14 protein-coding genes are annotated in these 22180 nt (G+C 43.6%); 7 read left to right on the forward strand and 7 right to left on the reverse strand.

The genetic code is table 11. The features are described 5' to 3' along the window. Positions 1-173: 173 nt before the first annotated feature. The gene (locus tag AC5EF3_RS15420) at positions 174-641 is read right to left on the reverse strand and encodes an Lrp/AsnC family transcriptional regulator (RefSeq protein WP_015828454.1); all 468 of its coding nucleotides are present in this window, start codon (positions 639-641) and stop codon (positions 174-176) included. 367 nt (positions 642-1008) lie between these two features. Between AC5EF3_RS15420 and AC5EF3_RS15425 the strand changes: the two genes are divergently transcribed. The 6 genes from AC5EF3_RS15425 to AC5EF3_RS15450 all read left to right on the forward strand — a co-directional run bounded on the left by AC5EF3_RS15425 (position 1009) and on the right by AC5EF3_RS15450 (position 10755). Beyond that, entirely contained in the window at positions 1009-3972 is a 2964-nt protein-coding gene (locus tag AC5EF3_RS15425; RefSeq protein ID WP_493548686.1) for a TonB-dependent receptor domain-containing protein, read from the forward strand. Between the two features lie 75 nt (positions 3973-4047). Continuing rightward, positions 4048-5349, forward strand: a complete 1302-nt coding sequence (locus tag AC5EF3_RS15430) for an amidohydrolase family protein (RefSeq protein ID WP_493548687.1) — start codon at positions 4048-4050, stop codon at positions 5347-5349. Further along, positions 5349-6548: an amidohydrolase family protein gene (locus AC5EF3_RS15435; protein WP_493548688.1), complete on the forward strand. Its 1200-nt coding sequence runs from the start codon at positions 5349-5351 to the stop codon at positions 6546-6548. The genes AC5EF3_RS15430 and AC5EF3_RS15435 overlap by 1 nt, the downstream gene beginning before the upstream one ends. A 4-nt stretch (positions 6549-6552) precedes the next feature. After that, positions 6553-8334 carry an amidohydrolase family protein gene (locus AC5EF3_RS15440; protein WP_493548689.1) on the forward strand — a complete coding sequence of 594 codons (1782 nt, stop codon included), beginning with the start codon at positions 6553-6555 and terminating at the stop codon, positions 8332-8334. Positions 8335-8369: 35 nt separating this feature from the next. Then, positions 8370-9308: a tetratricopeptide repeat protein gene (locus AC5EF3_RS15445; RefSeq protein ID WP_493548690.1), complete on the forward strand. Its 939-nt coding sequence runs from the start codon at positions 8370-8372 to the stop codon at positions 9306-9308. Positions 9309-9372: 64 nt separating this feature from the next. Continuing rightward, positions 9373-10755, forward strand: coding sequence for an alanine/glycine:cation symporter family protein (locus AC5EF3_RS15450; protein ID WP_493548691.1), 1383 nt, complete (start codon positions 9373-9375; stop codon positions 10753-10755). A gap of 92 nt (positions 10756-10847) precedes the next feature. Here the strand turns inward: AC5EF3_RS15450 and AC5EF3_RS15455 are convergent, their stop codons facing one another. From AC5EF3_RS15455 to AC5EF3_RS15475, 5 genes are all read right to left on the reverse strand, one after another. Then, positions 10848-11990 (reverse strand): pectinesterase family protein, encoded by a 1143-nt coding sequence (locus AC5EF3_RS15455; protein WP_493548692.1) that lies wholly within the window; start codon positions 11988-11990, stop codon positions 10848-10850. 4 nt (positions 11991-11994) lie between these two features. Next, a complete protein-coding gene (locus tag AC5EF3_RS15460; RefSeq protein WP_493548693.1) occupies positions 11995-13020 on the reverse strand; it encodes an alpha/beta hydrolase in 1026 nt (341 codons plus the stop codon). 8 nt (positions 13021-13028) lie between these two features. Continuing rightward, positions 13029-16064, reverse strand: a complete 3036-nt coding sequence (locus AC5EF3_RS15465; RefSeq protein ID WP_493548694.1) for a TonB-dependent receptor — start codon at positions 16062-16064, stop codon at positions 13029-13031. Positions 16065-16163: 99 nt separating this feature from the next. Next, the gene (locus AC5EF3_RS15470) at positions 16164-17213 is read right to left on the reverse strand and encodes a FecR family protein (protein ID WP_493548695.1); all 1050 of its coding nucleotides are present in this window, start codon (positions 17211-17213) and stop codon (positions 16164-16166) included. Next, the gene (locus tag AC5EF3_RS15475) at positions 17206-17805 is read right to left on the reverse strand and encodes an RNA polymerase sigma factor (protein WP_493548696.1); all 600 of its coding nucleotides are present in this window, start codon (positions 17803-17805) and stop codon (positions 17206-17208) included. Before AC5EF3_RS15475 ends, AC5EF3_RS15470 begins: the two co-directional genes overlap by 8 nt. Positions 17806-18115: 310 nt before the next feature. Between AC5EF3_RS15475 and AC5EF3_RS15480 the strand changes: the two genes are divergently transcribed. Further along, positions 18116-20839, forward strand: a complete 2724-nt coding sequence (locus AC5EF3_RS15480; RefSeq protein ID WP_493548697.1) for a TonB-dependent receptor — start codon at positions 18116-18118, stop codon at positions 20837-20839. Positions 20840-21056: 217 nt separating this feature from the next. On the opposite strand, the gene AC5EF3_RS15485 is transcribed toward AC5EF3_RS15480, so the two are convergent. Beyond that, positions 21057-22180, reverse strand: a 1124-nt coding sequence (locus AC5EF3_RS15485) for a glycoside hydrolase family 9 protein (protein WP_493548698.1), incomplete at its 5' end; no start/stop codon positions are given.

The following is a 22180-nucleotide window of genomic DNA, read 5'->3' on the forward strand; positions in this document are numbered from 1 at the left end:
CACCGAAAATTCCTGAATTTAAATTTTATAATATTGGTATGCTATTGCAGGCCAATCAAAATTAAATCCCAAAATTTTTCAATATTGTAACATATATTGGTATAAACATACCAATGTATGGATGTGTGTGGTTCGAATAGACTGATGTAATTCTGACGTTTGCTAGAGAAGAATCAAATTTCAGAGAGGTCAAATGCTGTTGAGTATTTTATCTTCTGCATTGAGAAAGTCGAAGATACATCATTTAATCCAGGTACAAGATCGACAAAGCGTTTATAAACGCGGTCATAATGTTCGATGCCGCCTACTTGAACTTTGAGAAGATAGTCCTCTTTTCCTCCAAGTCTATGACATTCAACAATTTCTGGAATAATTTGAACGGCTTTAGACAGTATATCCAGCCATGATGTGCTGTGGTTTTCTGTTCGTATAGTGACAAAAACAGTCATGCCAAGGCCGATTTTATTTGGATCTAAAATGGCGACTCGTTTTTTTATGACTCCCTCATCTTCTAGTTTCTTGATGCGTCGCCAGCATGGGTTAGTTGTAACGCCAACCTTATCTGAAATGTCCTGAACCGAGAGTGTTGCATCTTCTTGGATTGTCTTGAGTATACGTCTATCTATATCATCAAATTTCATTATATCCCCCTGATATATCATATACATACCAATAAATAGTAAAATACAGGTATAATTTGGTATATTATTCCGATATTCGCTATTTACAAGCTCAATAATTAATTTCTATGCTGATGATATTGTAAAAACACTGTTCTGGTAGCCGGTTCAAAGCGGAAGCTTAGTGAATATATACCATTATCAGGCGAGTGAATTTGCAGTCGCCATATATGAATTGATGACAAAAAGATCATCAGGCGATTGATCAATAGGGAGACAATTCAGTTGTATTGGTATGAATGTACCATTGTAAGCTTTTGTTTCGAATACAAATACTTATGACTGGATGGTTTAATAAATTTAGTGATCATCTGCGTAGGGGTAGAAAATGCAGTCAAAAACAATTCGGGGGTTAGCGTCAAGCGTGTCCCTTATAGCCGCCGGTGCTTTTGGGGCTGGAGCGGCACTCGCACAAGAAACGGAAGCGGTTCCGCAGACTAAATATGATACGATTGTTATCACCGGAAGTCGCCTAGCGAATCCCAATCTTACATCAAGTAGTTCGGTCGTTGTTCTTGGGGAGCAAGACATCGACACACGCGGAGTGCTTCGTGTTGAAGATCTACTCGCAACTCTTCCTCAAGCTATGTCTGGTCAAGGGGCATCATCAGGGGTTAATGGCGCAACAGCGACTGTGAACCTTCGTGGACTTGGTGCTGACCGTACGCTTGTTCTTGTTGATGGTAAGAGGCTACCATATGGATCCCCGATCAATGTCGCTGCGGATTTGAACCAAATCCCATCACAATTGGTTGAGCGCGTTGAGGTGCTGACAGGTGGTGCGACTGCTGTTTATGGTTCTGATGCTGTTGCTGGTGTTGTAAACTTCATCATGAAGCGTGATTTTGAAGGCGTTCAGATAGACCTTCAAGGAAGCGGATATTACGCCGAAAATAATGACTCTAATTCAGAACGTATATTGTCTGATTACAATCAGCCAGATGCGGACTCTATTTTCGATGGTGAGTCTGTCGATTTAAACATCATTGCGGGTAATAATTTCGACAATGGAAAAGGGAATGTAACGGCCTATTTTGGATATTCCAAAGATAATGCTGTGCGTTGGGAAGACCGTGATTTCGCGGCGTGTCCATATACGACACGTGATGGCGGAACGGATTTTGGATGTAGTGGTTCAGGGTCTATGCCGACCATCTCTCGTTTCAGTAGATCAGGAGACGGTGCATTCGATTTAGTCGTTGATCCCGAAACTGGTGAATTGCGCAATTATGCAGGTTCAACTGATGCTTTTAATTTCTCCGCTGGGAATTATCTACAACGTCCAAGAGAACGTCACTCATACGGTGCATTTGCAAATTATGATTTGAACAATGATCACACTGTATTCATGGATTTTTCTGTCGTAGACAATTCGACTTCGGCTCAGGTCGGACCAGGAGGGCTCGCTCTCGGTCGCACAGATTCAATCAATTGTGATAATCCATATCTAACTGGCGATTTGCTAGCAACATTTTGTGCTGCAGGCAGTACGACAATTGATGCTGATGGTGTTGAACGGGCGGATTTAAGAATAGGTCGCCGTAATACAGATTACACACGTGTGAATGAATTCACTTTGAAAACTCAGCGTTTTGTTGGTGGAATTCGAGGAAAAGCATTTGAAGGGTTCGACTACGAAGTTTCATTCCAAACCTCATCTGTTGATTATAATGAATTGCTGCTAAATGATGTATCTACATCTAAAGTGACACTTGCATTGGATGCTGTGGTTGACCCAGAGACTGGGGATGTTGTGTGTCGTTCAGCTCTCAACGGAGTGGATGCTTCATGTGTACCATTTGATGTTTTCTCTCCAAATGGGATTACTGAAGCTGCTTCAAACTACATAACAGTTCCTACTTTACGTGTCGGTGACACAAAGCAACTTGTATACAGTGCGAGTTTGTCAGGTGATTTGGGTGTTTATGGTGTTACAAGTCCATTTGCAACTGAAGGCTTTCAAACGGTTTTTGGAGTTGAATACCGCAAAGATTCTCTAAGCCTCACTCCCGATGACAGTGACACGACTACAAGTCAGAGAAGCGCTGTTGCGGGTGAAGTGCCTGTTTATGAAGCTTACACAGAGGTCTTGGCACCTCTGGTACAAGATAAAACATTCATGCGTGAATTGACGCTGACTGGTGCATATCGATATTCAGACTATTATGACACTACGGGTGGCCAAAACACCTATTCTGTTGGAATGGCGTGGAGACCTATTGATGATCTTCGTATTCGTACGCAGTATCAACGTGCTACACGTTCTCCAAACCCGATTGAGCTGTTTAGTCCGCAAGATCTTGGTCGTAGTACACTAGCGACACTTCCAAATGGTCAGAATGATCCATGTGCGGGTGATTTTGATGCATCAACTGAGTTGGCTGAACCATATTTGTCAGCAGCACAGTGTGCTTTGACTGGCGTAACAGCTGATCAATATGGCTCCATTCCTGATGTGACTAACAATATTGGTACACTTTCAGGCGGAAACCCTGAGCTGAACCCCGAAATTTCGGATACATGGACTGCTGGATTTGTCTATGAGCCATCATGGCTTTCAGGCTTTGTGGCCAGTATTGATTATTTCTCTATCGAAGTAGAAGATTTCATCTCTCAAATTGAGCCTAGCCAAGCAATCGACAACTGTATCTCAACAGGTGACGAGGCTTATTGTAGCTTAATTCAACGGGACTCTTTGGGATCATTTGTTCTTATTCCGGGTGAGTCATATATCCAAAGTACGCTTATCAATACAGGACGCCTTAAAACGTCTGGTGTAGATGTTAGCATGGGTTATGGTTTTGGTTTGGCAGATTACAACATACCAGTTCCAGGTGATGTGAAGCTAAACTATGCTGCTACTATTACAGATGAATACAACATTCAGTCTCTACCAACAGATGATGGAATTGACTGTGTGGGCTTCCATGGCGGTGCATGTAACAACCCAATTCCAGAATATAGCCACCGTGCTAGTTTGGAGTGGGCAAATGGAAACCTGTCTTCTGTTCTGACTTGGAGATATATTTCCAGTGTTGATCAATACACAACTTCACCGACATTAGTGAATGATCTTGAGGCGACATCTTACTTTGATGTTTCAGGAAGTTATACTGTCTCCGAAAGCCTTGGGTTGAGAGCCGGTATAAACAATGTGTTAGATCAAGATCCTCCTTTGACGTCACTAGCAGGGTATGGTGGTAACGAAATCGACGGGCGTGCTAACACATATCCTCAAGTGTATGACGCGCAAGGTCGCTACATCTTCGTTGGTGCGACATACACTTTCTAAAGCCAAGTATTCTGGTTTAACAGCCGCAACCTCTATCAAGGTTGCGGCTATTTTGGGGAAGTTTTGAGGACGAAAATGAAATCCACTTTAATTCGAATTTTGGCTTTCGCCGCGATGTCTTTTGCCTCTGCGAATGCTGCTTTGGCGCAAGATCAGCCGGTCGCAATTGTAAACGCTAAAGTGTTTTCACCCAATGGGCCGGTGATTGAAGAGGGCGGCATTGTCTTTGAGAATGGTCGGATTCTTCGCGTGGCGGCACAAGACAAACTGTCCATACCTGAAAATGCACACATCATTGATGCGCAAGGCCAATGGCTGACACCAGGAATTGTGGATCCTCATACACATATTGGAAATTTCCCAACGCCATCTGTTCCCGCTACGATGGATTTAAATGAAAAAACGGGCATAAATACCGCAGAGATTTCAGTTGCTGATGCGATCTGGCCGCAGGATCCTGGGTTTGATCTTGTGCGAGCGGGCGGTGTGACGACGCTTGCTGTATTGCCGGGCTCTACAAATTTGGTAGCCGGACGGGGCGTTGTATTGAAAAACCGCCCAGCGGCGACAGTTCAAGAAATGAAATTTGAAGGCGCACCAGAATTGCTAAAAATGGCATGTGGTGAGAATCCAATAAAAGTATATGGCGGGAAAGGCAAAACCCCTTTTACACGTATGGGGGTAATGGCCGCATTTAGAGATATTTGGCGTCAAGCAAAGCAGCACTATGACAAAAGTGACGACAAAAAATTTGATGATAGTCGCCTTGGCGTGATGGCGAGGGCAATTGCAGGTGAATATAAAATTATCGTACACTGCTATCGCGCGGATGAGATGGCGAACCTGATAGATATATCAAATGAGTATGGGTTTAAGATCAGCTCATTTCATCACGCGGTAGAGGCCTATAAAATCGCCGACTTATTGGCAGAGCAAGATATTGGTGTGGCGACTTGGTCTCGCCGCTGGGGATTCAAGCTTGAAGCCTATGACTCCATCGAAGCTTTGGTGGCGTTTCTTCAAGATAAAGGCGTAGATGCTGTTTTGCACTCCGATGCGGCTATTTTGACTCAACATATGAATATGGAGGCTGCTATTTCATATTCATTGGCGCAGGATGCTGGTTTTGAAGTCACCGAACAAAAAGCACTAGGGTGGATCACACAGGATCCAGCAAATCAGCTTGGTATCGGAGATAAAGTAGGATCAATCGAGCCAGGTAAAATGGCAGATATTGTCTTGTGGTCCTCTCATCCTTTTGATGTGTATTCACGCCCACAGAAAGTCTTTATTGAAGGCGAGCAGGTATATGCTCAACGGTCAGGTAAGCCGCCTCATTCTGACTTTATGATAGGACAGAACGGGGAAGTAGAATAATGAAACGGATCGTACTACTTTTGTTGTTGGGGTTAGGTGCTAGTTTTTCTAGTGTTTATGCAGAAACCATTATTATAAAAAATGCGAAATTGTTTCCCTCCTCGGACAATGCTCCTGCAACTGATATCATAATTGAAGATGGAGAAATCACGAAAATAGGTCCCAATCTGAAGGTTCCTAGAAATGCTCGTGTCGTCGACTCAACTGACCAAGTTGTTACCTCTGGATTTATTCAAGCGGGTACGAATTTGGGAACTATGGAGTTGTGGGATCGTGCAAATGCGGATGATTCATTTGCGACAACATCGGCTTTTAGTGCGGGTGTTGATATCAGCTATGCTTTAAATCGAAATTCAACACTTATTCCTGTCGCCCGTAAGGGGGGTATTTCCCGTGCTGTGGTAATGCCTGGGGTTGGCAAGACTGGAGCGAGTGAATTGAGCTTTGGTGGGTTGGCGGCGTTCATCAACACTGGTGAAGGTCAAGACTTACTAGAGCAGAGTAAAGTTGCGGTCATTCTTGATTTTACAAAGGCAAAGGTTCAGCGTGGCGCGGCATTTTTGCTGTTGGAAGACAAGCTTAAAGCTGCTCAGCAAAGTGATGCGGTATCACGTGATATGCAAGCACTTCATGATGTCGTTGCAGGTAAAATACCGTTGGTTGTTGTTGTCCATCGCGCATCAGATATTGAGGCTCTGCTAAAAATTGTTGAGCCTTTTGATATCAACTTAATTCTGTATGGAGCAGCGGAAGCTTGGATGGTTGCTGATCAGCTCGCTGAAGCAGGCACATCAGTTATTGTTGAGGCTATCGAAAACCGCCCGATGGATTTTAATCGTATTGGAGCAACATTGGAAAATGCTGCAATATTAGATAGGGCCGGCGTTCAAATTGCGATTGTTGCTCCCTACAATGGACATGACGCTCAATTGTTACGCTACCATGCGGGTGTTGCTGTTGCTCATGGTTTGTCAGCAAAAAGTGCTCTAAAAGCCGTCACATCAAATCCTGCTAAAATGTTCAATATGTCAGGGATTGGTGAACTAGCGGTCGGATATAAAGCAGACATATTGATATGGAGCGGCGACCCTTTTCAGCCTCTGACCAAACTAAACAAAATGTATATCGCAGGACAGGAACAATCTCTTGTTACGCGACAAGATATGCTTAGAGACAAATACCTAAAAGAAGTGGAATAAGCTTATGAAGAAGCGCAAAGTGCCAAGTGGCGGCGTCGAGAAAGCGATGTGGCAGGCTGGTCTATTCTGTATTTTGTCTTCGCTTTCGGTTCCTCTAGCCGCTGCTGAAACGCTTTTGATCAATGATGCTCTGGTCTTCGATGTACGATCAGGCTCGGCATCCCAAAAAGATGTTTTGGTGGAAGATGGGCGGTTCGTATCCGTAAAAGATCAAATTGATAAAGATAAAGCTGATCAGGTCGTTGAAGCAGAAGGCAAAGCTTTATTGCCCGGTTTGATCGATATCCATACACATTGGACAAATATGGACGGTGCAGACCGTGCATCCATTGCGAGCGATCTATTATTGGCTGGTGTAACGACAGTTACGGACTTCCATACATCTCCAGAAGCGTTTCAGATTAAGCGTGCCTTTCATGAGACTATTATGTCGCCTCATGTGTTTTTCACTGCGAGGATGGGGGTGCCTTACGGGCATGGCTTGGAGTGGGGTGATTCCAACATGACCGCTTCCGTCTACGGGAAAGAAGATGCTGAAGAAGCGACCCGTAAGATAATGCGTTATAAACCTGATGCAATAAAGGTGTTCGCGGATGGTTGGCGATATGGGTATGGTGTCAATCAGTCGAGCATAAATGCAAATGCTCTTGAAGCAATTGTTGGTGTTGCCAATGAAAATGGATTGCCAACTTTCACGCACACAGTTTCTGTGGATGGGGCGAAGCTAGCGGCTAAGGCAGGAGTTTCAGCGATTGTTCATGCTGTTCAAGACGATGTTACAGATGAAGACTTGATTGAATTATTGCTTGATAAGGAAGTTTTTTACGCGCCTACCTTAGTTGTATATGAGCTTCGCGCTGACAAAATGGCGAAAATTACAAATCCCCGCACTGTTGAAATAATGCAAAAGCGTCAGGCTTTTTCTCGGGCGAATCTTTACCGTTTTAATCAAGAGGGTATTCCAGTTGCACTCGGAACTGATCAGGGGATTGACTCAACATATTTTGGTGAAGCTGACTTGAGAGAGTTAGAACTCTTTGTTGATTTCGGTATGTCTCCCTCAGAAGCGTTAATAGCGGCTACTCTCCATGGGGCGCAGGCGCTTGGTGTCGGAAATGATCGCGGTGCGATTGAAGAGGGCATGCGTGCAGACTTTATTCTTGTGAATGGTCGCCCTTGGGAGAGTGTTTCTGATATTCGAAAAACCGATCAAGTCTATGTCGATGGCGTGGCTTTGGTAAAATCGGGAAAATTGGTGAAGCCTCAAGGTTCAGGACAGCCACCTTCTGTGAAAGCTAAGAAGAAGATTGACGATTTTGAACGCGAAGACTCTCTGACAGCTTATGATGCTGCTAGACTTTTGTTGCGCGACAAGAACTTCCCTCGCTCACAAGCAGATTTTGGCAAAATTGAACGTGAAACAGGAGGGAGTGCATTGCACTTCTCGGGTGAGTTTGCGCATAAGAAGCAACCCTTTGCATACGTATTACTACCATTCTCACCTGAAGCGTTTGCTCCCCTTGATGCGACTTCTATGAAAGGAGTTCGATTTGAGGTTCGTGGAGATGGGCGATTTGATGCTCGACTGTCTTCGGTATCAGGCGCGGCATTGGCTTCTTTTAAGGCCAACAAAAATTGGAAAACTGTCGAGTTTTTGTTTTCGGACTTCAAACCCGATGACAATGTTGAAATTGACACATCCAAGCTCTCTGCAATCGCATTCGGCCGTCAAGGTGAAGCCAATTCTGAATTCTGGCTAGAGCTCGACAGTGTCGAATTTTTTTAAAGCCTAAATGTCTCTAATAGAAAGCTTATTGTATTATGATAAAAGCTAATATGGTTGTAACTATACTCGCATTTTCTATAGTTGCCGCATGTGAAAAGCTACCTCCTTCGGAGGTTGAAGAGCATAGTGGACAGATAACGGAAGCGACTTCATTTACTGGAGAACCTCTTTTGAGAAGGGGTGTATCTGAAACTCAAAGAGAAGAAAATGAAGGGAAAATTCTAAAGATTAAAGAACAGGATTCGCTATCTGAAGATGACTTTATGAAGCTTGGGAAGCTTTTGGCTGCCAATAAGCAATATCAAGATGCAATCGCTGCTTATTCTGAAGGACTGAAGATATATCCAGAATCCTTTAAGCTATTGCGGCATCGGGCGCACCGTTATTTGACCACTAGACAAGTCGAGGCAGCGCGTGCGGATTTAGTTTTGGCCAATTCTCTCAATAATGCATTAGACGCGGATGCAATCGAGTTTAAAAATGGCCATGAAAATGGGACGTACAGACATTGGATTGGCTATCACTTGGGAATTGCCGAGCTATTGCTTGAAAATTATGAAGCGTCTGCAAGCGCATTTAGAGATAGTTTAGCGACATCTTCGAATGACAATGAGGTGCTGGGTGTCGTTGATTGGCTCTACACGGTTTATAACTTGGCAGGAAAGGTAGAAGCGGCAGAGAAAGTGCTTGAGAATGTTCCTGCTGATACCGGAGCAGACGCTTCTTATCCATATTATGACCGAGTGATGTTGTATAAGGGGCTACGGACTGCGGCAGAAGTTATAGACCTAGAAGCGGATGCATCCAATTGGTCAGCCAAAGACATAACGCTTGCCAATGGTGTCGCAAATTGGATGTTGTTTCAGGGGCGTCCCGAAGAAGCGGCAAAAGTGTATGACGCTATTCTCGCAACGCCATATTGGGATATATGGGCGTATTTGACTGCGGAACATCAGTTGACAATCCTGAAGTAAATTAAGGCCCTATGAATTTATCGGGGTGAAGTTGGCTTGATCTCGAATAATCGGAGTGTACGTTTTGAATTTTCTCGATAAATTTTTAGGAGATCTAGCAGGTTGGTTGTGGGGCTGGCCTCTCGTTATATTGGTGACGGGGGCGGGCTTATATTTCTTCATTTATTCGCGTTTGCTTCCTTTCCGTCATTTTGGTCTCGCTTTATCTGTTCTGTCTGGGAAGCATGATAAAACATCTGATACTGGAGCGGTATCTCACTTTAAAGCTCTGTCGGTTGCGCTAGCTGCTTCGATAGGCATGGGAAACATAGCAGGCGTTGCCGTGGCCATTGAGCTGGGAGGTCCTGGTATTGTTTTCTGGATGTGGGTGTCTGCGATTATCGGGATGGCAACAAAGTACTTCACTTGTACATTAGCCGTTATGTTTCGCACCGTTGATAGTTCTGGGCAGGCTAGCGGTGGTCCAATGTATGTCATAATCAATGGACTCGGACAAAAATGGAAATTTTTGGCGTGGTGGTTCTGCTTCGCTGGTATGGCTGGTTGTCTGCCATTATTTAGCGCTAATCAGCTTGTTCAAGCCGCGAATGACTTGGTTGCAATCCCCATGGGAATTGAAAACGATCTCTGGGTTAGCGCGGGATTGGGTATCACTTTGGCGATTGCTACGGGGATAGTGATTTTGGGCGGATTGAAGCGGGTGAGTGAAGTTACATCACTTATTGTGCCGTTTATGGTTGCGCTTTATGTGGCTCTTGCGATCGGGGTTATTGTTATCAATTTTGATGTAGTTCCGACTTATTTTGCGCTCATCTTTACCGACGCATTTGCACCTCAATTTTATAAAGGTGATATGGTATTTGGAAGTGCATTAGGTGGTTTGCTTGTGCTTGGAGTTCGACGTGCAGCGTTTTCAAATGAGGCCGGATTAGGAACGGCACCAATGGCTCATGGTGATGCCAAAACCAATGAACCAGTACATGAAGGTCTTGTGGCGATGCTTGGACCTGTCATTGATACTTTGATTGTCTGTACGATGACTGCGCTTGCCATTTTGATTAGCGGTGTTTGGCAAGAGGCTGGAAATGGCGGTGTCACGCTGACAGCAATGGCATTCGAGCAAGCCTACCCAGGGTTTGGAAAAGGATTGTTATTCCTGTGTGTCTTAGCTTTTGGTATTTCGTCTCTATTTTCTTATTCTTACTTTGGAACGAAATGTGCGAAATTCGTGTTTGGTGAAGCTGGCGGCAGAAATTATTCGATATTCTATGTTGTGACAGTATTTGTTGGTTCTATATCGTCTCTTGGCGCAATTTTGAATTTCATTGATATCAGTTTTGCGTTAATGGCGGTTCCTACCGTGGTGTCGGCAGTTCTGTTATCACCGCATGTTCTAAGAGAAACCAAAAAGTATTTTAGCCGGACCCAAAATCTTCAGCAGGACTAAATAATAGAAAATCGAAATTGAAGGATTTAGCTAAAATGCTTTTGAGCATGCTCGGAAACCAATTCTTTTCCGAGCATGCAGTAGCAATTGGCTTATTCTTTTAACCTGTCTTTAAACTCGTTCCAGTCATCAAACATGATTGTGTTGATTTCGGCCATGTCTGGAAAGTCGGTATAGCTTGTGCCTTTAAAAGACGTTTTTGCGCCAGGGCCATAAGAACCTACTTCGTGAAACCTTGAGTCTTCAGGGTGGAAGACGTCTGTCTTCTCACCATTTCTGGCGGTTCCATTCATAGTTGACCAATGGTCTGGATGAATATGAGAATCCATAAACGTGTTGATATAAATGGCTTGGCCAATCGCATTGGGGTCAGCATATCGCCCATCAGGGAAGCGGGTAGTAGGGTGCCAAGGACGCCCAAGGGTGATCGAGTGGTTTGGTAAACCTTCTTCTGGTGTTAGGCGGCAGGTGTGAAATACAATTCCCATTCGATCTGAAATTTGAGTTGAGGGAGCAGCGATAAATGATTGCACTTCTCCAGCTTCAAAATCTTGGCCTCGTCGGCGCGATTGAATTTCACTGTCTTCAATCAACAATTGACCATTGCCGAAGATAAAATCAACATTTCCGGAAATAAAGCTATTTGATATGAAGGCTCGTTTTCCGTTGGCAAAGACTGTATCTTGATAGCCTTCCAGAGTGACTTTGTTCAAATAGACTTTGTCACTGTGGATATCGAGTAATAGGGCGGCGGCCTGAGAGTTTGATATGCGTTTTGGGTCATCATTGTCCAATTTGTCATTGGATATGTAATCAAATGTATTTTCAATTTTGAAACCTTCAATGTGCACGTCTTCTGCATCGACAGTTATAGTAGCAGATCCTGCAGTTCCCCAGTTTTGGCGATGGAATTTCCCAGCGGTCTCCGCAACTGCATCGTAATGAATGCGTGTAGTTTCGATACCTTCACCAATTAAACGGGTTTTAGCATCTCGAATGGTGAGTTTTTCGTAGTAATCACCCGCGGCGACAGACACTGTCTTCCAATCAGAGCTATTTAGTGCTGATGCGGCGTTTAGTGCGTCTTGAATATTTGTGAAACAGTTGGGTGTCGCTTCGCAAGTTTCCTGCACCGAAAACTCAAGTGATTGGGCCACAGGTAAATTTGTAGATTGGCAGGCAGCGAGCAGGGCTCCAACAAGAGGGAAACTAGCTAAAAGACGAGATGTTGGCATGAGGTTATTCTCCGCGAATGTCGGATTGGAAGGCTGGTGATTTAGGGGAATTAATGGACGTATTCTGGATTAGAAATTGGTCTATTTTTTTAGCGACATCAGATGCATAAGGCTCAAATAGCCAAAATGTATGTAGGATGTCGTCATAGCTTGAAAAGTCGTTTGCAATATTTAGCTTATCCAACTTTTCTTGCACTTTCTGGTGACCGGTCGTGAAGCGCATTTGTCCGCTACTAATGATCAAGGTTGGAGGGGAGTTTGCATCTATGTGTTCTAGGGGGCTGGCCTGTGTCCATTCTGTGAGTTTGTTCTCCATTGAGCCGCCAAACCAGAGGCCAAGGCCAGATTTTTCTTTCATACGGTTTTCGTATTTAATGGCTAATGGGTCGGTTAAGTCGAGCACACCATCCAGATCTATCAGACCTATCAAACTCGTATCCAAGTCAGGTTTTGATTTGTAGATGTCACTGTTTGATGTGTACGCGATGAGAGAGGCCATGTGACCACCGGATGAGGCACCACCAATAGCCATTTTATCGGCATTAAAACCTAATTGAGCACAATTTTGTTTTGCCCAATGAATGGCATCATTGATATCAAGAAGTCCCGCCGGATATGGTGTTTCTATGGATAGACGATATTCTGGTAAAATAACTGTATAACCTCGAGCAGACAGCAGGTTTGCCAATGCATAAAAGTGGGACTTGTTACCAGAGCGCCATCCGCCGCCATGGACAAGTAGCAGTGCGCCGCCATTATTTATTTCAGACGACGGGCGGAATATGTCGGCATGAAGCGTGCGTTGATCTGTCTGTTTGTAAGCAAGGTCGAATTGTATTGTCTGTCCGGGCTGGAAGGAGAGAATGGGCCACTCTATTTCTGGGTATTTTTCCTTGTTTTTCTCGTACCTTTGCGAAACGGTATAGCCATCATCAACTTGTAAAATGTTGTTTTCAGCTAATGCTGAAAGGGGCAGTATGGTCATGCTTGTTAGCATGCAAGCAATCTTAATAAATTGAATTTGTTTCATTTTTATCCCTACAAAATAATGCGCAGACCTAATAGGTATTGCGCGCCAGTATGGTTATATTCTCGAGGAAGGTTGAGCGTGCCGTCACCTGTCCCGTAAATACGCTCGTATTCGTCGGTCAGATTGACGATTTCAAATGTCAGTTTGAGTTTGTCATTTAGGTTGTAGAATGCCGACACGTCGACTTGAGTTTGCCCATTCTTACCTTCAGCTAGATTGCCGTTCTCTCCTGGCAGGCGGATGATATAATCATCTCGTGTATTGATTGAAATACGACCGCCAAACTGAGGCTCTTCATAATACAGCGTGAAATTATAAGAGTTTTCAGACAGGCCAGTGATTTTATTGTCAGCTTTGACATAGGTGTAATTTGCAGTCGCACCAAAATTGTCAAAAGGAGATGGTAAAATCGAAAATGGTTGCTGATATATGACTTCTATTCCACGCAATGTTCCCCCCTCTTCATTGGACGGCGTAATATGCAAATAGGGAACAGTTCTAAAATCGACAGTTACATTCGGATCATATTCTGGGTCGGCTTCAATCGTTGAATAATAGATGGGGTCAATGAGTTGCCTAGATTCACTGATTTCTATCAGTGATTTGATTTCCTTATTGAATATATTGAATGAAACTAAAGATTCGCTGCCTGGATACCACTCAACAGAAAAATCAATGTCGTCTGAAATGCTAGGCAATAAATAGGGATTGCCTGTAACTACAGTGCCTGTGTTATAGCCAAAAGCAGGGTTTCCGGGGTTTAAAAAATTGAAGCTGGGACGTGTCATGTTTCGCGCGTATGAAGCACGTAATGTCCAATTATCTGATGTATCTAGAGATAAACTCGCTGATGGTAGAAGGTTGGTGTAACTGTTGCGAGACATGACTTGTTGACTTTGTGTGAAGCCTTCAGACTTAACGCGTGTTTCGACAATTCTCGCGCCGGAATTTACACGCAATGGCATTCCATTCAAATCAAGGGCGGCTTGTAATTCGAGAAACGCGGCAAGCGTATTTTCGTGAGTTTGCCAGCTTTGGGCATAATTTTTGACAAAAGGTGAGGTCAGGAGAACTGCATTGATTTTATCAATATTAGCGACAGTGAACGGAAAGAGCGGACCGTCAAATTTAAAGCCGTAGCGGTTATAGGGAAATGCTTGCGTAAATCCGCTTGCAGAGTCCTGATCAGGGAAGTCAGAGATATAAGCGACTTGGTATTCAGTTGTCCGTTTATTGTAAGATAGTCCCGACTTTATACGAAGAATGTCCAGATCAAGTGTCGCATCAATACGCGCAGTTGTGTTGTTGCGAAGAACATCGCTTGAGCTTAGACGGCCATCTATAAGTGAAAAATTGGATGCATCATTGAAATCATAGCCATAACTTACGTCGGGAACATTCGCATTGTCTGAAAAGTCAAAGCTATAACTATGCGGAATAGACCGCATGTAATAGCGGTATTCTTCGCGGTGAGAATTTGATGTTGCTGATCCAATTAGCGCATCTATTGAAAGACTGTCGGTAAAACGATGCTGAATATTTGCAACCAGCTGGAAGAATTCAGTATCAGAATCTTGTTTTCGGCTTTCGACAAAGGATTCTACATTGTCAAAGCTGGCAGCTTCAACTTGTTTACCATTGTCGGCAATCTGAATTGAGGTAGGCTGAACTTCATTGAAAGACGACAGGAAAAATTCAAAAAAATTGTAATTATTGCGTCTGTTAATCAAGGACGACATCAAGGTGTCAATTGTCAGTTTTGTTTGGTCATTAGGATGATATTGGAAACTTCCTGTAAGGCCTGAGCGTGTTTGAGAATTACCGAAAAAATCCGGGCGAGGAAGCCTCGGAAACCAAAGACAATTGATAGGAGAGACAATTGTGTCTGAGCTGTCTGCGCAGTCTGATACACTTGGTGTGCCGATCACCTCAACATCTTGTTCTGAGGGGAAGGGGCCACTACCATCAATAATAGGGGTGGTCCATCTGACCGTACCAAACCCCTCTTGGCGGACAGATCTATCTGAGTATGAGGCAGAAAGAAGAAACCCAAGCTTGTCGTCTTTATAAGTGCCGTTCCATAACCCAAATAAGCTAGGATCAATTTGCCCTGTCAAATTATTGTAGCGTGCATTTGAGGCGATCACTAAATTGCTGGGGTGGTTGTCCATCGGTTTTGGAGAAAAAAGAGCAACTGTTCCTGCTATGCCGCCTTCTTCCATGCTGGCTGAAGTGGTTTTGTGTACATCAACACGGCTGAAAAGGTCAGAGGCAAAAACATTAAAATCAAACGCGCGCCCAGTGTTTAGACCTCCGCTTGAGTCCAGTCCATCCGTGCTAGCAGGCACTTCCATCCCGTTCAAAGTTGTCCGAGTGAAAGAGGGACCTAGTCCACGTAAGGTTATTTGACGACCTTCTCCGCCTTCTCTTGAGATTGCGACGCCAGGGACCCTTTGAATTGACTCTGCGAGATTTGAGTCAGGAAATTTTCCCATGTCTTCGGCGATAATTGATTCAAGCTGGCTTATGGCTTGGCGTTTATTGTAAAGTGCTTTTTCTAACGACTGGCGATATCGCGTAACTGTTACTGTTTCGAGTGTCGTGATGGTGTGTGGAACTTCTTCTTCACTATAGTTTGGAGTAGGAATAGTTTGTGGAGATGGTTGGGGCGAAAGAGGGACAGGCTGCACGTTTGATGCTTGGCTCTCTTTAGGGGCGTTCAGGACATAAATGACACCGCTCTGCGTGACGCCGCGTTTGTAATTTGTGCCTTCAAGCAATAATTTTAGCGCTTCATCAAGTGTATAGCTTCCAATGACTGTCTGACTATTTTGAACACTGGACAACTCATTGGGATAAAAAAGTTGAGCACCTGTTTTTTCCACAATTCCGTCGAGCGCCGTCCCCAATGTTTGGGCGTCGATGTTAAATGAATATACGGTATGAGTATCTTGCGCTTGCGCTAAAGGCATCGAAAGTAGAAATAAACCAACAGCGCAAGTTGCAAAACAGTTTGCAACTCTACGGGGTGATTTCCAAAACATTTTGAGATTTAGAAATTTGCATTTCTAATTTCTCTAAAATACCTATTGGTTGCATTCCAAAAAATAGTCATATGTGTTTCCTCCGAAGTTTTTTTATATTTATTTTTTTGTTAGACGGACTTTGTTTTGATCAATCCGTTCTATCGTCACGTCAGACATGAGGTCTAAAACCTCAAGCATTGCATCAACTTCTCCTACTTTAAAATATCCAGCGACGGGCATGTCTTTTAGACTTTCATCGGCAATTTCAATTTCGACGTTGGAATATCTCGAGACCTCTGAAATCATAAATGAAAGTGGTTCTCCAGAGAATGACAAAATGCCGTTTCTCCATGACAAACGTCTTTGTAAATTTTCTGCTTGCAACACTTCCAGTTCTTCAATGTCAGTGTCAAATACGGCGCGTTGTCCAGCAGATATTTGCGTCAATTCTTGAGCCGCATTGTTTTCGGGGTTTTTGTTTTGAACCAACATAGCCTTTTTATTGATGAGTGCCACGCGCCCTTCTTCAACAGTTACGGCTAGTTTTGCTTCTCTCAGGCGCACGTTAAAGGCTGTTCCAACTGCGCGTACTTGCCTGTCTCCTGCGACGACTGAGAAAGGACGGTCTGGTGCGTGAGCGACTTCAAAGAAAGCTTCTCCACGAAGTAAATTGATGTCTCTTGAGTTTTTCGAGTAATGAATTTCCAGATGAGTATTTGTATTTGCCTTAATCAATGAGCCATCAGGTAACTGAATATTTTGCATTTCACCAACCGCAGTTGATATAAATGCCTCATATTTATACGTTTGTGTGTTTAGGTAAGGCAGAGCAACCCATGTTGAAAAACCTATGATTAGCATAGCCGCCATGGCACCTATCGACTGGACTATCTTCCGAGATTGTCGTCGATTTTGTTTTAAAAGCTCGGCGACATCATCAGATTCTGCAAGGTGTTGGAGTTCTTCTAAATCATCGAGAGCTGACCACGCTTTAGCAATTCTGTAATAGCATTCGCGGTTTTTCTCACTGCTTGACATCCATTGATCAAATCGAGCGCGGTCTATAGCGGAAACCGTGTCTGCATCCAGCTTTGTCACCCATTCTGCAGCTTGGGCCTCACGTCGTTGACGAGTGGGAAGGCTGAGTATTTTCTTTTCGTTAGTCATTGTCAGCATTCCATTCAGTCTTTGATGTTTCGGCGGCAGCCTGATCGGGTTTAGGTGAGTCTGCTTTGCCGCCAAATTCGTCAGGTGTGTATCCAGTTGCGATCATGTTTTGAGTGCATTTTGTGAGCGATGCCGCTAGCCGTTTTTGTACAGTGCTAACCGATATATTCATGCGCGTTGCTATTTGAGAATACTTCATGCCGTCAATTTTACGCATTAGAAGAATTTTGCGATCATCTTCACTCAGTTGAGCTATAATCATTGTGAAAGCAGCAAGTTTTCGGCGACTATTGAGATGTTGTTCTGGATCGTGCTGGTTCCTATCAACTATGTCCGTTGAGTAGGGGGCATCTTCAATATAGTCGGTTGTTGTGTTGCGTTTCTTTTTGATCTCACTCAAGGCTACATTTTTAGCTGCGAACAGTAATAAACGCTCTGGTTCGCGAATATCGGCTTTTCGTTCTGCAGCGAAGCATTTCAAAAATGTTTCATGGGTTAATTCGTCCACATCCGCCGGTTGTGGGCAATATTTTGCGATAGTGCGCCGGATGGCTGCTTCGCAATTCAAAAATGCTGCGTAAACTTTCGACATATCTATATAGACTTCTCAGTTTCGAAAAAGCATCACACATTATCTAAAAATATTTTTCCACTTTTTTTAACATTTTTATTACTCGTTTTGATTTTTGAAAAGTCTACCTAAATACGAGCAATAAATTAGTTAATTCGTTGCCTCGTAAAATAAATGGAAGACTACCCAAAATATAAATCAACAAAATTTTTTTTTGGTTCAGTAATTATTCCATACATAATAAGTAAATAGGGGCATTAATATTTGAATTTATTTAATTTTCTGGATTTTTCTAAAATTGAATATTTAAATATTAAGCTAAGGAGGAAAAATGAGCTTTTTTAATAAATCCCTGAAAAAGGGGCTGTTTTCGGGTGCGTCTTTAATGACACCGATATTGCTCGGGCTTTGTTTTGCTGCGCCATCTTATGCTCAGGAAGCAGAAGAGGAAGCAAATGAAACGAAGAAATTGGATACAATTGTAGTTCAGGGCTTTCGTTCATCTCTGCAAGAAGCGCGTGATTTTAAACGGGCAGCCGTGAATTCACGTGAAAGTATTTTAGCTGAAGACATCGGTAAAATGCCTGATCTAAACCTTGCCGAAGCGATTCAGCGTGTGCCGGGGGTTGCGATTTCTCGTGAAGGTGGTGAAGGACGTAACATCACGCTTCGTGGTTTTAGTCCGAGCTTTACACGTACAACATTGAATGGGATGGAGGTTCCAGCAGGGAGTGATGGTCTTGATTCTGGGGGAGTAACTTTAAATAGTGGTCGCGCCTTTGACTTTCATGTTTTTGCAGCAGAACTTTTCAATCGAATAGATGTTCAAAAGACGCAAACAGCATCTATTGAAGAAGGTGGTATTGCTGGAACTGTAGACCTATATTCTGCAAAACCATTTGATTTTGAAGGTTTTAATTTTTCAGTATCAGGTCAAGCAGGTTATAACGACCTGACAGAAGAGGTTGACCCTCGTCTTGCTCTCATGGTCAGCGACACTTTCGCAAATGACACTTTGGGTGCACTTGTCTCGGTTGCTTATTCCGGCCGTACAGTCCGTCAGGAAGGTTTTGGGAGTGTTCGTTGGACCTCACCATTCATAAATGGAGATTCTTGGGCAGACACTAATCCAGTCGTGAATGGTACACCTTCAGGTGCCTGTGGTGCAGAAGATCCGCTAGATTGTTTGTGGGCTCCTCGTTTGCCTCGTGCTGACTTTTTTGGGAATGAGCAAGAACGTCTCGGCCTTACAGGTTCTTTCCAATATCAACCCAATGACAAATTGTTGCTAACTTTTGATGTCCTTCATTCTGAACTTACAAATGATCGCCGCAATTACAACTCTATGGAATGGTTGCTAACACATGGAGATCCAGGCAATTTTACTGGTCAAACGCCTATCGAATTTACAGTCGATCCTACAGGACAATATTTGATCGCGGCGAGTTTTGATGACGTTACATCTTGGTATGAAAGCCGTAAGCAAGTTTCTGAATCAAAATTTGATCAGATTGTCTTATCAGGTGAATATCAGATCACAGATAATATTTCTGTAGATGCTATGTTTGGTTCTGCCAAGAATGATGCGACCCGAGAAGAGTTGCGATTTTACTATCGTTCAGTTCCTCATTTCTATGCGTATGATTATTCCAATAATGAAGTCGCCTCTGTGGACTATGGCGACTACGATATGAACGATCCAAATAATTTCATTGATGTCGTGAACGCTAATAATCGTAGCAACGATGTTGAAAAGGAAAACCTTACTTCTAAAGTCGATCTAACTTATGAAGGCGATAGGTTTTCAATTAATACTGGTGTGGCTTACAATGATAGGTCCGTTTCTTATGCTGAAGGAATCGGTGGTTCAGCAGCGTTTGATCCGGCGCAATACACAACAGCTTTCCCTTATTCTAATTTCGGAAGTGGATTGGATGGTAATTTAGTGCCATTTTTGGTTGCTGATTTTGATGCGATTGAAAATGACGGTGTTATCCCTGCTGGATATACAGAATCCCTTGCAGATAGTTGGAAAGTTGGAGAAGAAACTTTTGCAACTTATGTCGAGCTAAACAGTGATTTCGATGTTGGTAGCATGCTACTGAGAGCGAATTTTGGAATCCGTTATGTAGAAACGACAGTGACTTCCGAAGCTGTTGTTGGTGACCTTCCAATTAGTGTCGAGCGCAGCTATGATAATTATCTACCGTCAATGAATTTGGCGCTTGATGTAACTGATGAATTGGTTGCGCGCCTGTCTTATGGTCGTAGCATGACGCGTCCGGGCTTATCTTCTCTAAACATTGCGCGTCCAAGTTTTGGATATACAACGCGTACAGTTGGGAATTTAGGGAACCCAGAACTTGATCCATATGAATCAAATGATTTCGATTTGGGGCTTGAATGGTATTTGGGTGGTGAGGGGCTATTGTCAGCAGCAGTGTTCCACAAAAATATCGCGACAAATCTGACATCTGAAGTTGTGAACAAACTGATCGACGAGGAATTCTGGCCAGCAATCTATGCTGACCCTGAATACGATGAGTCCTATCAGGCTGATCCGGCAACTGTGCCGTATGACCATTCAATACCGGTCAATAGCAATGAAGGTTTTTCAGTGAAAGGGTTTGAGATCACTTATCAACAACCATTCACTTTCTTGCCGGGACCACTATCCAATATGGGTATCGCGTCGAACTACACACATGTTGAAGCACAAGATTCAACTGGATTATCTCCGAATTCATACAATTTCACTTTATACTATGAAGACGCAGATTTTGGCGGTCGTTTCTCAGTGAATAAGCGTGATGACTATCTATTGAGTGAGCCGGGCGGAAACGGACATGCGCAAGAACGTAAATACGGACCAACCCATGTCGATTTCTCATCTTTCTATAATTACAATGATAATCTCACTTTCACATTTGAAATTATCAACATGACAGATGAAGAAGAGCGGATTTACGGGACTGGATATGGTGATCTCGATCTGACCCGTGAATTCAGTCACACAGGTCGCCAATTCATGCTCGGTGCTCGTTACAGCATGTAAACAATACAGCAGAGCGGATAATTTTCCTTCCACATAAATTTATTCCGTTTTTCTGCTGGATACCACCCGTCTCTCTATGGAGATGGGTGGTTTTTTTATTTAGTTTCAGCTGGTTATGGTCATTGGTGGGAGGTGCAATAGGGTTGCATAGCAGACCACAAAAATGGGTGCTGAAACTTACATTCAGCACCCTAATTTATAACCAAGTCTATGTTATTTAGTTTTCTAATTCAGCAACTGCATTTGCCAAGAAAATGAATTGTGCGCCATTGGGTATCACATATTCGTTTTGACCCCAGAAGAACGGCCAGTCTTCACGGTTTTCGGGATAATCTGGTTTTAAAACCAGTACACCCGGAACGACACCACCAGCTATGTAGCTGAAATCAGCTCTATTATTTCCATAAGCAACCTTTTTAGATTTTGCACCTACAGCTGAGACAAGGGATAAATTGTGTCCCGGGTGTTGGCCTAGCAGGAAGTCAAACCCTGCATAAACGCGATCTTTGGACACGAGATCAGGGTATGCCTTGTGAAGGAAATAATAGACGATGGCATTGTTGGCTACCGTTCCAGACCCAGCCCAGCCGCCGCGGGTGATTTGGACGCCGAATGGGTTATCGGACCTGTTTTCGGTTTCTTTTGCGATGAAGTCTTTTGCTGCTTTGCGTAGTTTTTTGTCGTAGTTTTTTGGCATTAAGTCTTTAATTTCAACGGCTAAGTCGGCAAATCCAGCAAAGAATGGCAATGCGTCATCCCATGCTTTTTCAACTGATTTGGCGTATTTTGGGTCTTTTGTTGTGAGCAATAATTCACCGGCAGCGCGGATTCTCTCTAATGCAAATGGGCCGCCAGTGGTGTTCCCGTGTTGATATAGTGTGGGTTCATTGCTCTCTTCATGTGCAAAAACTGTGATTGCTTGTTGAAGCGCTTTTTCAGCGAGCGCATCATCATAGCCTTTCAAAGTTCTGGCCGCTGCTGCCATGCCTGCGGCAGAGCCATATTCCAATGCAGAAGAACGAGATGTGAAAGCCCATCTATCATCTAATTTGCCCGAATGTGTAGGTGTTTCCTCGTCGGCGGACATGCTTGCATCATAAATGCGATTGTCGGTTTTGCTGCCTGCATCGCCCAAGAAGGTGTACTGATCTAAATCTGGCGCGACTATGCCGTGTATTGCATGTCCAACGGCATCATATTGCGCGAGCAATTGTAAAGTACCGTGTTTGACTTGCTGCTGGATATCGGCTGCGCCATCTGGCACATGCATATCTGTGTAATTTGTATCCCAATTAATGCTGGTTTGATCTCTGGGAATGGAGAAATTATCCCAAGCGCGCG

It is taken from the genome of Hirschia sp. (genome assembly GCF_058892565.1).

Bases quoted from the DNA above. Each gene is read 5' to 3' on its own strand.
- AC5EF3_RS15440 (WP_493548689.1), top strand. From the start codon at position 6,553: ATGAAGAAGCGCAAAGTGCCAAGTGGCGGCGTCGAGAAAGCGATGTGG.
- AC5EF3_RS15455 (WP_493548692.1), bottom strand. From the start codon at position 11,990: ATGCCAACATCTCGTCTTTTAGCTAGTTTCCCTCTTGTTGGAGCCCTG.
- AC5EF3_RS15435 (WP_493548688.1), top strand. From the start codon at position 5,349: ATGAAACGGATCGTACTACTTTTGTTGTTGGGGTTAGGTGCTAGTTTT.
- AC5EF3_RS15460 (WP_493548693.1), bottom strand. From the start codon at position 13,020: ATGAAACAAATTCAATTTATTAAGATTGCTTGCATGCTAACAAGCATG.
- AC5EF3_RS15475 (WP_493548696.1), bottom strand. From the start codon at position 17,805: ATGTCGAAAGTTTACGCAGCATTTTTGAATTGCGAAGCAGCCATCCGG.
- AC5EF3_RS15425 (WP_493548686.1), top strand. From the start codon at position 1,009: ATGCAGTCAAAAACAATTCGGGGGTTAGCGTCAAGCGTGTCCCTTATA.
- AC5EF3_RS15420 (WP_015828454.1), bottom strand. From the start codon at position 641: ATGAAATTTGATGATATAGATAGACGTATACTCAAGACAATCCAAGAA.
- AC5EF3_RS15470 (WP_493548695.1), bottom strand. From the start codon at position 17,213: ATGACTAACGAAAAGAAAATACTCAGCCTTCCCACTCGTCAACGACGT.
- AC5EF3_RS15445 (WP_493548690.1), top strand. From the start codon at position 8,370: ATGATAAAAGCTAATATGGTTGTAACTATACTCGCATTTTCTATAGTT.
- AC5EF3_RS15480 (WP_493548697.1), top strand. From the start codon at position 18,116: ATGAGCTTTTTTAATAAATCCCTGAAAAAGGGGCTGTTTTCGGGTGCG.
- AC5EF3_RS15465 (WP_493548694.1), bottom strand. From the start codon at position 16,064: ATGTTTTGGAAATCACCCCGTAGAGTTGCAAACTGTTTTGCAACTTGC.
- AC5EF3_RS15430 (WP_493548687.1), top strand. From the start codon at position 4,048: ATGAAATCCACTTTAATTCGAATTTTGGCTTTCGCCGCGATGTCTTTT.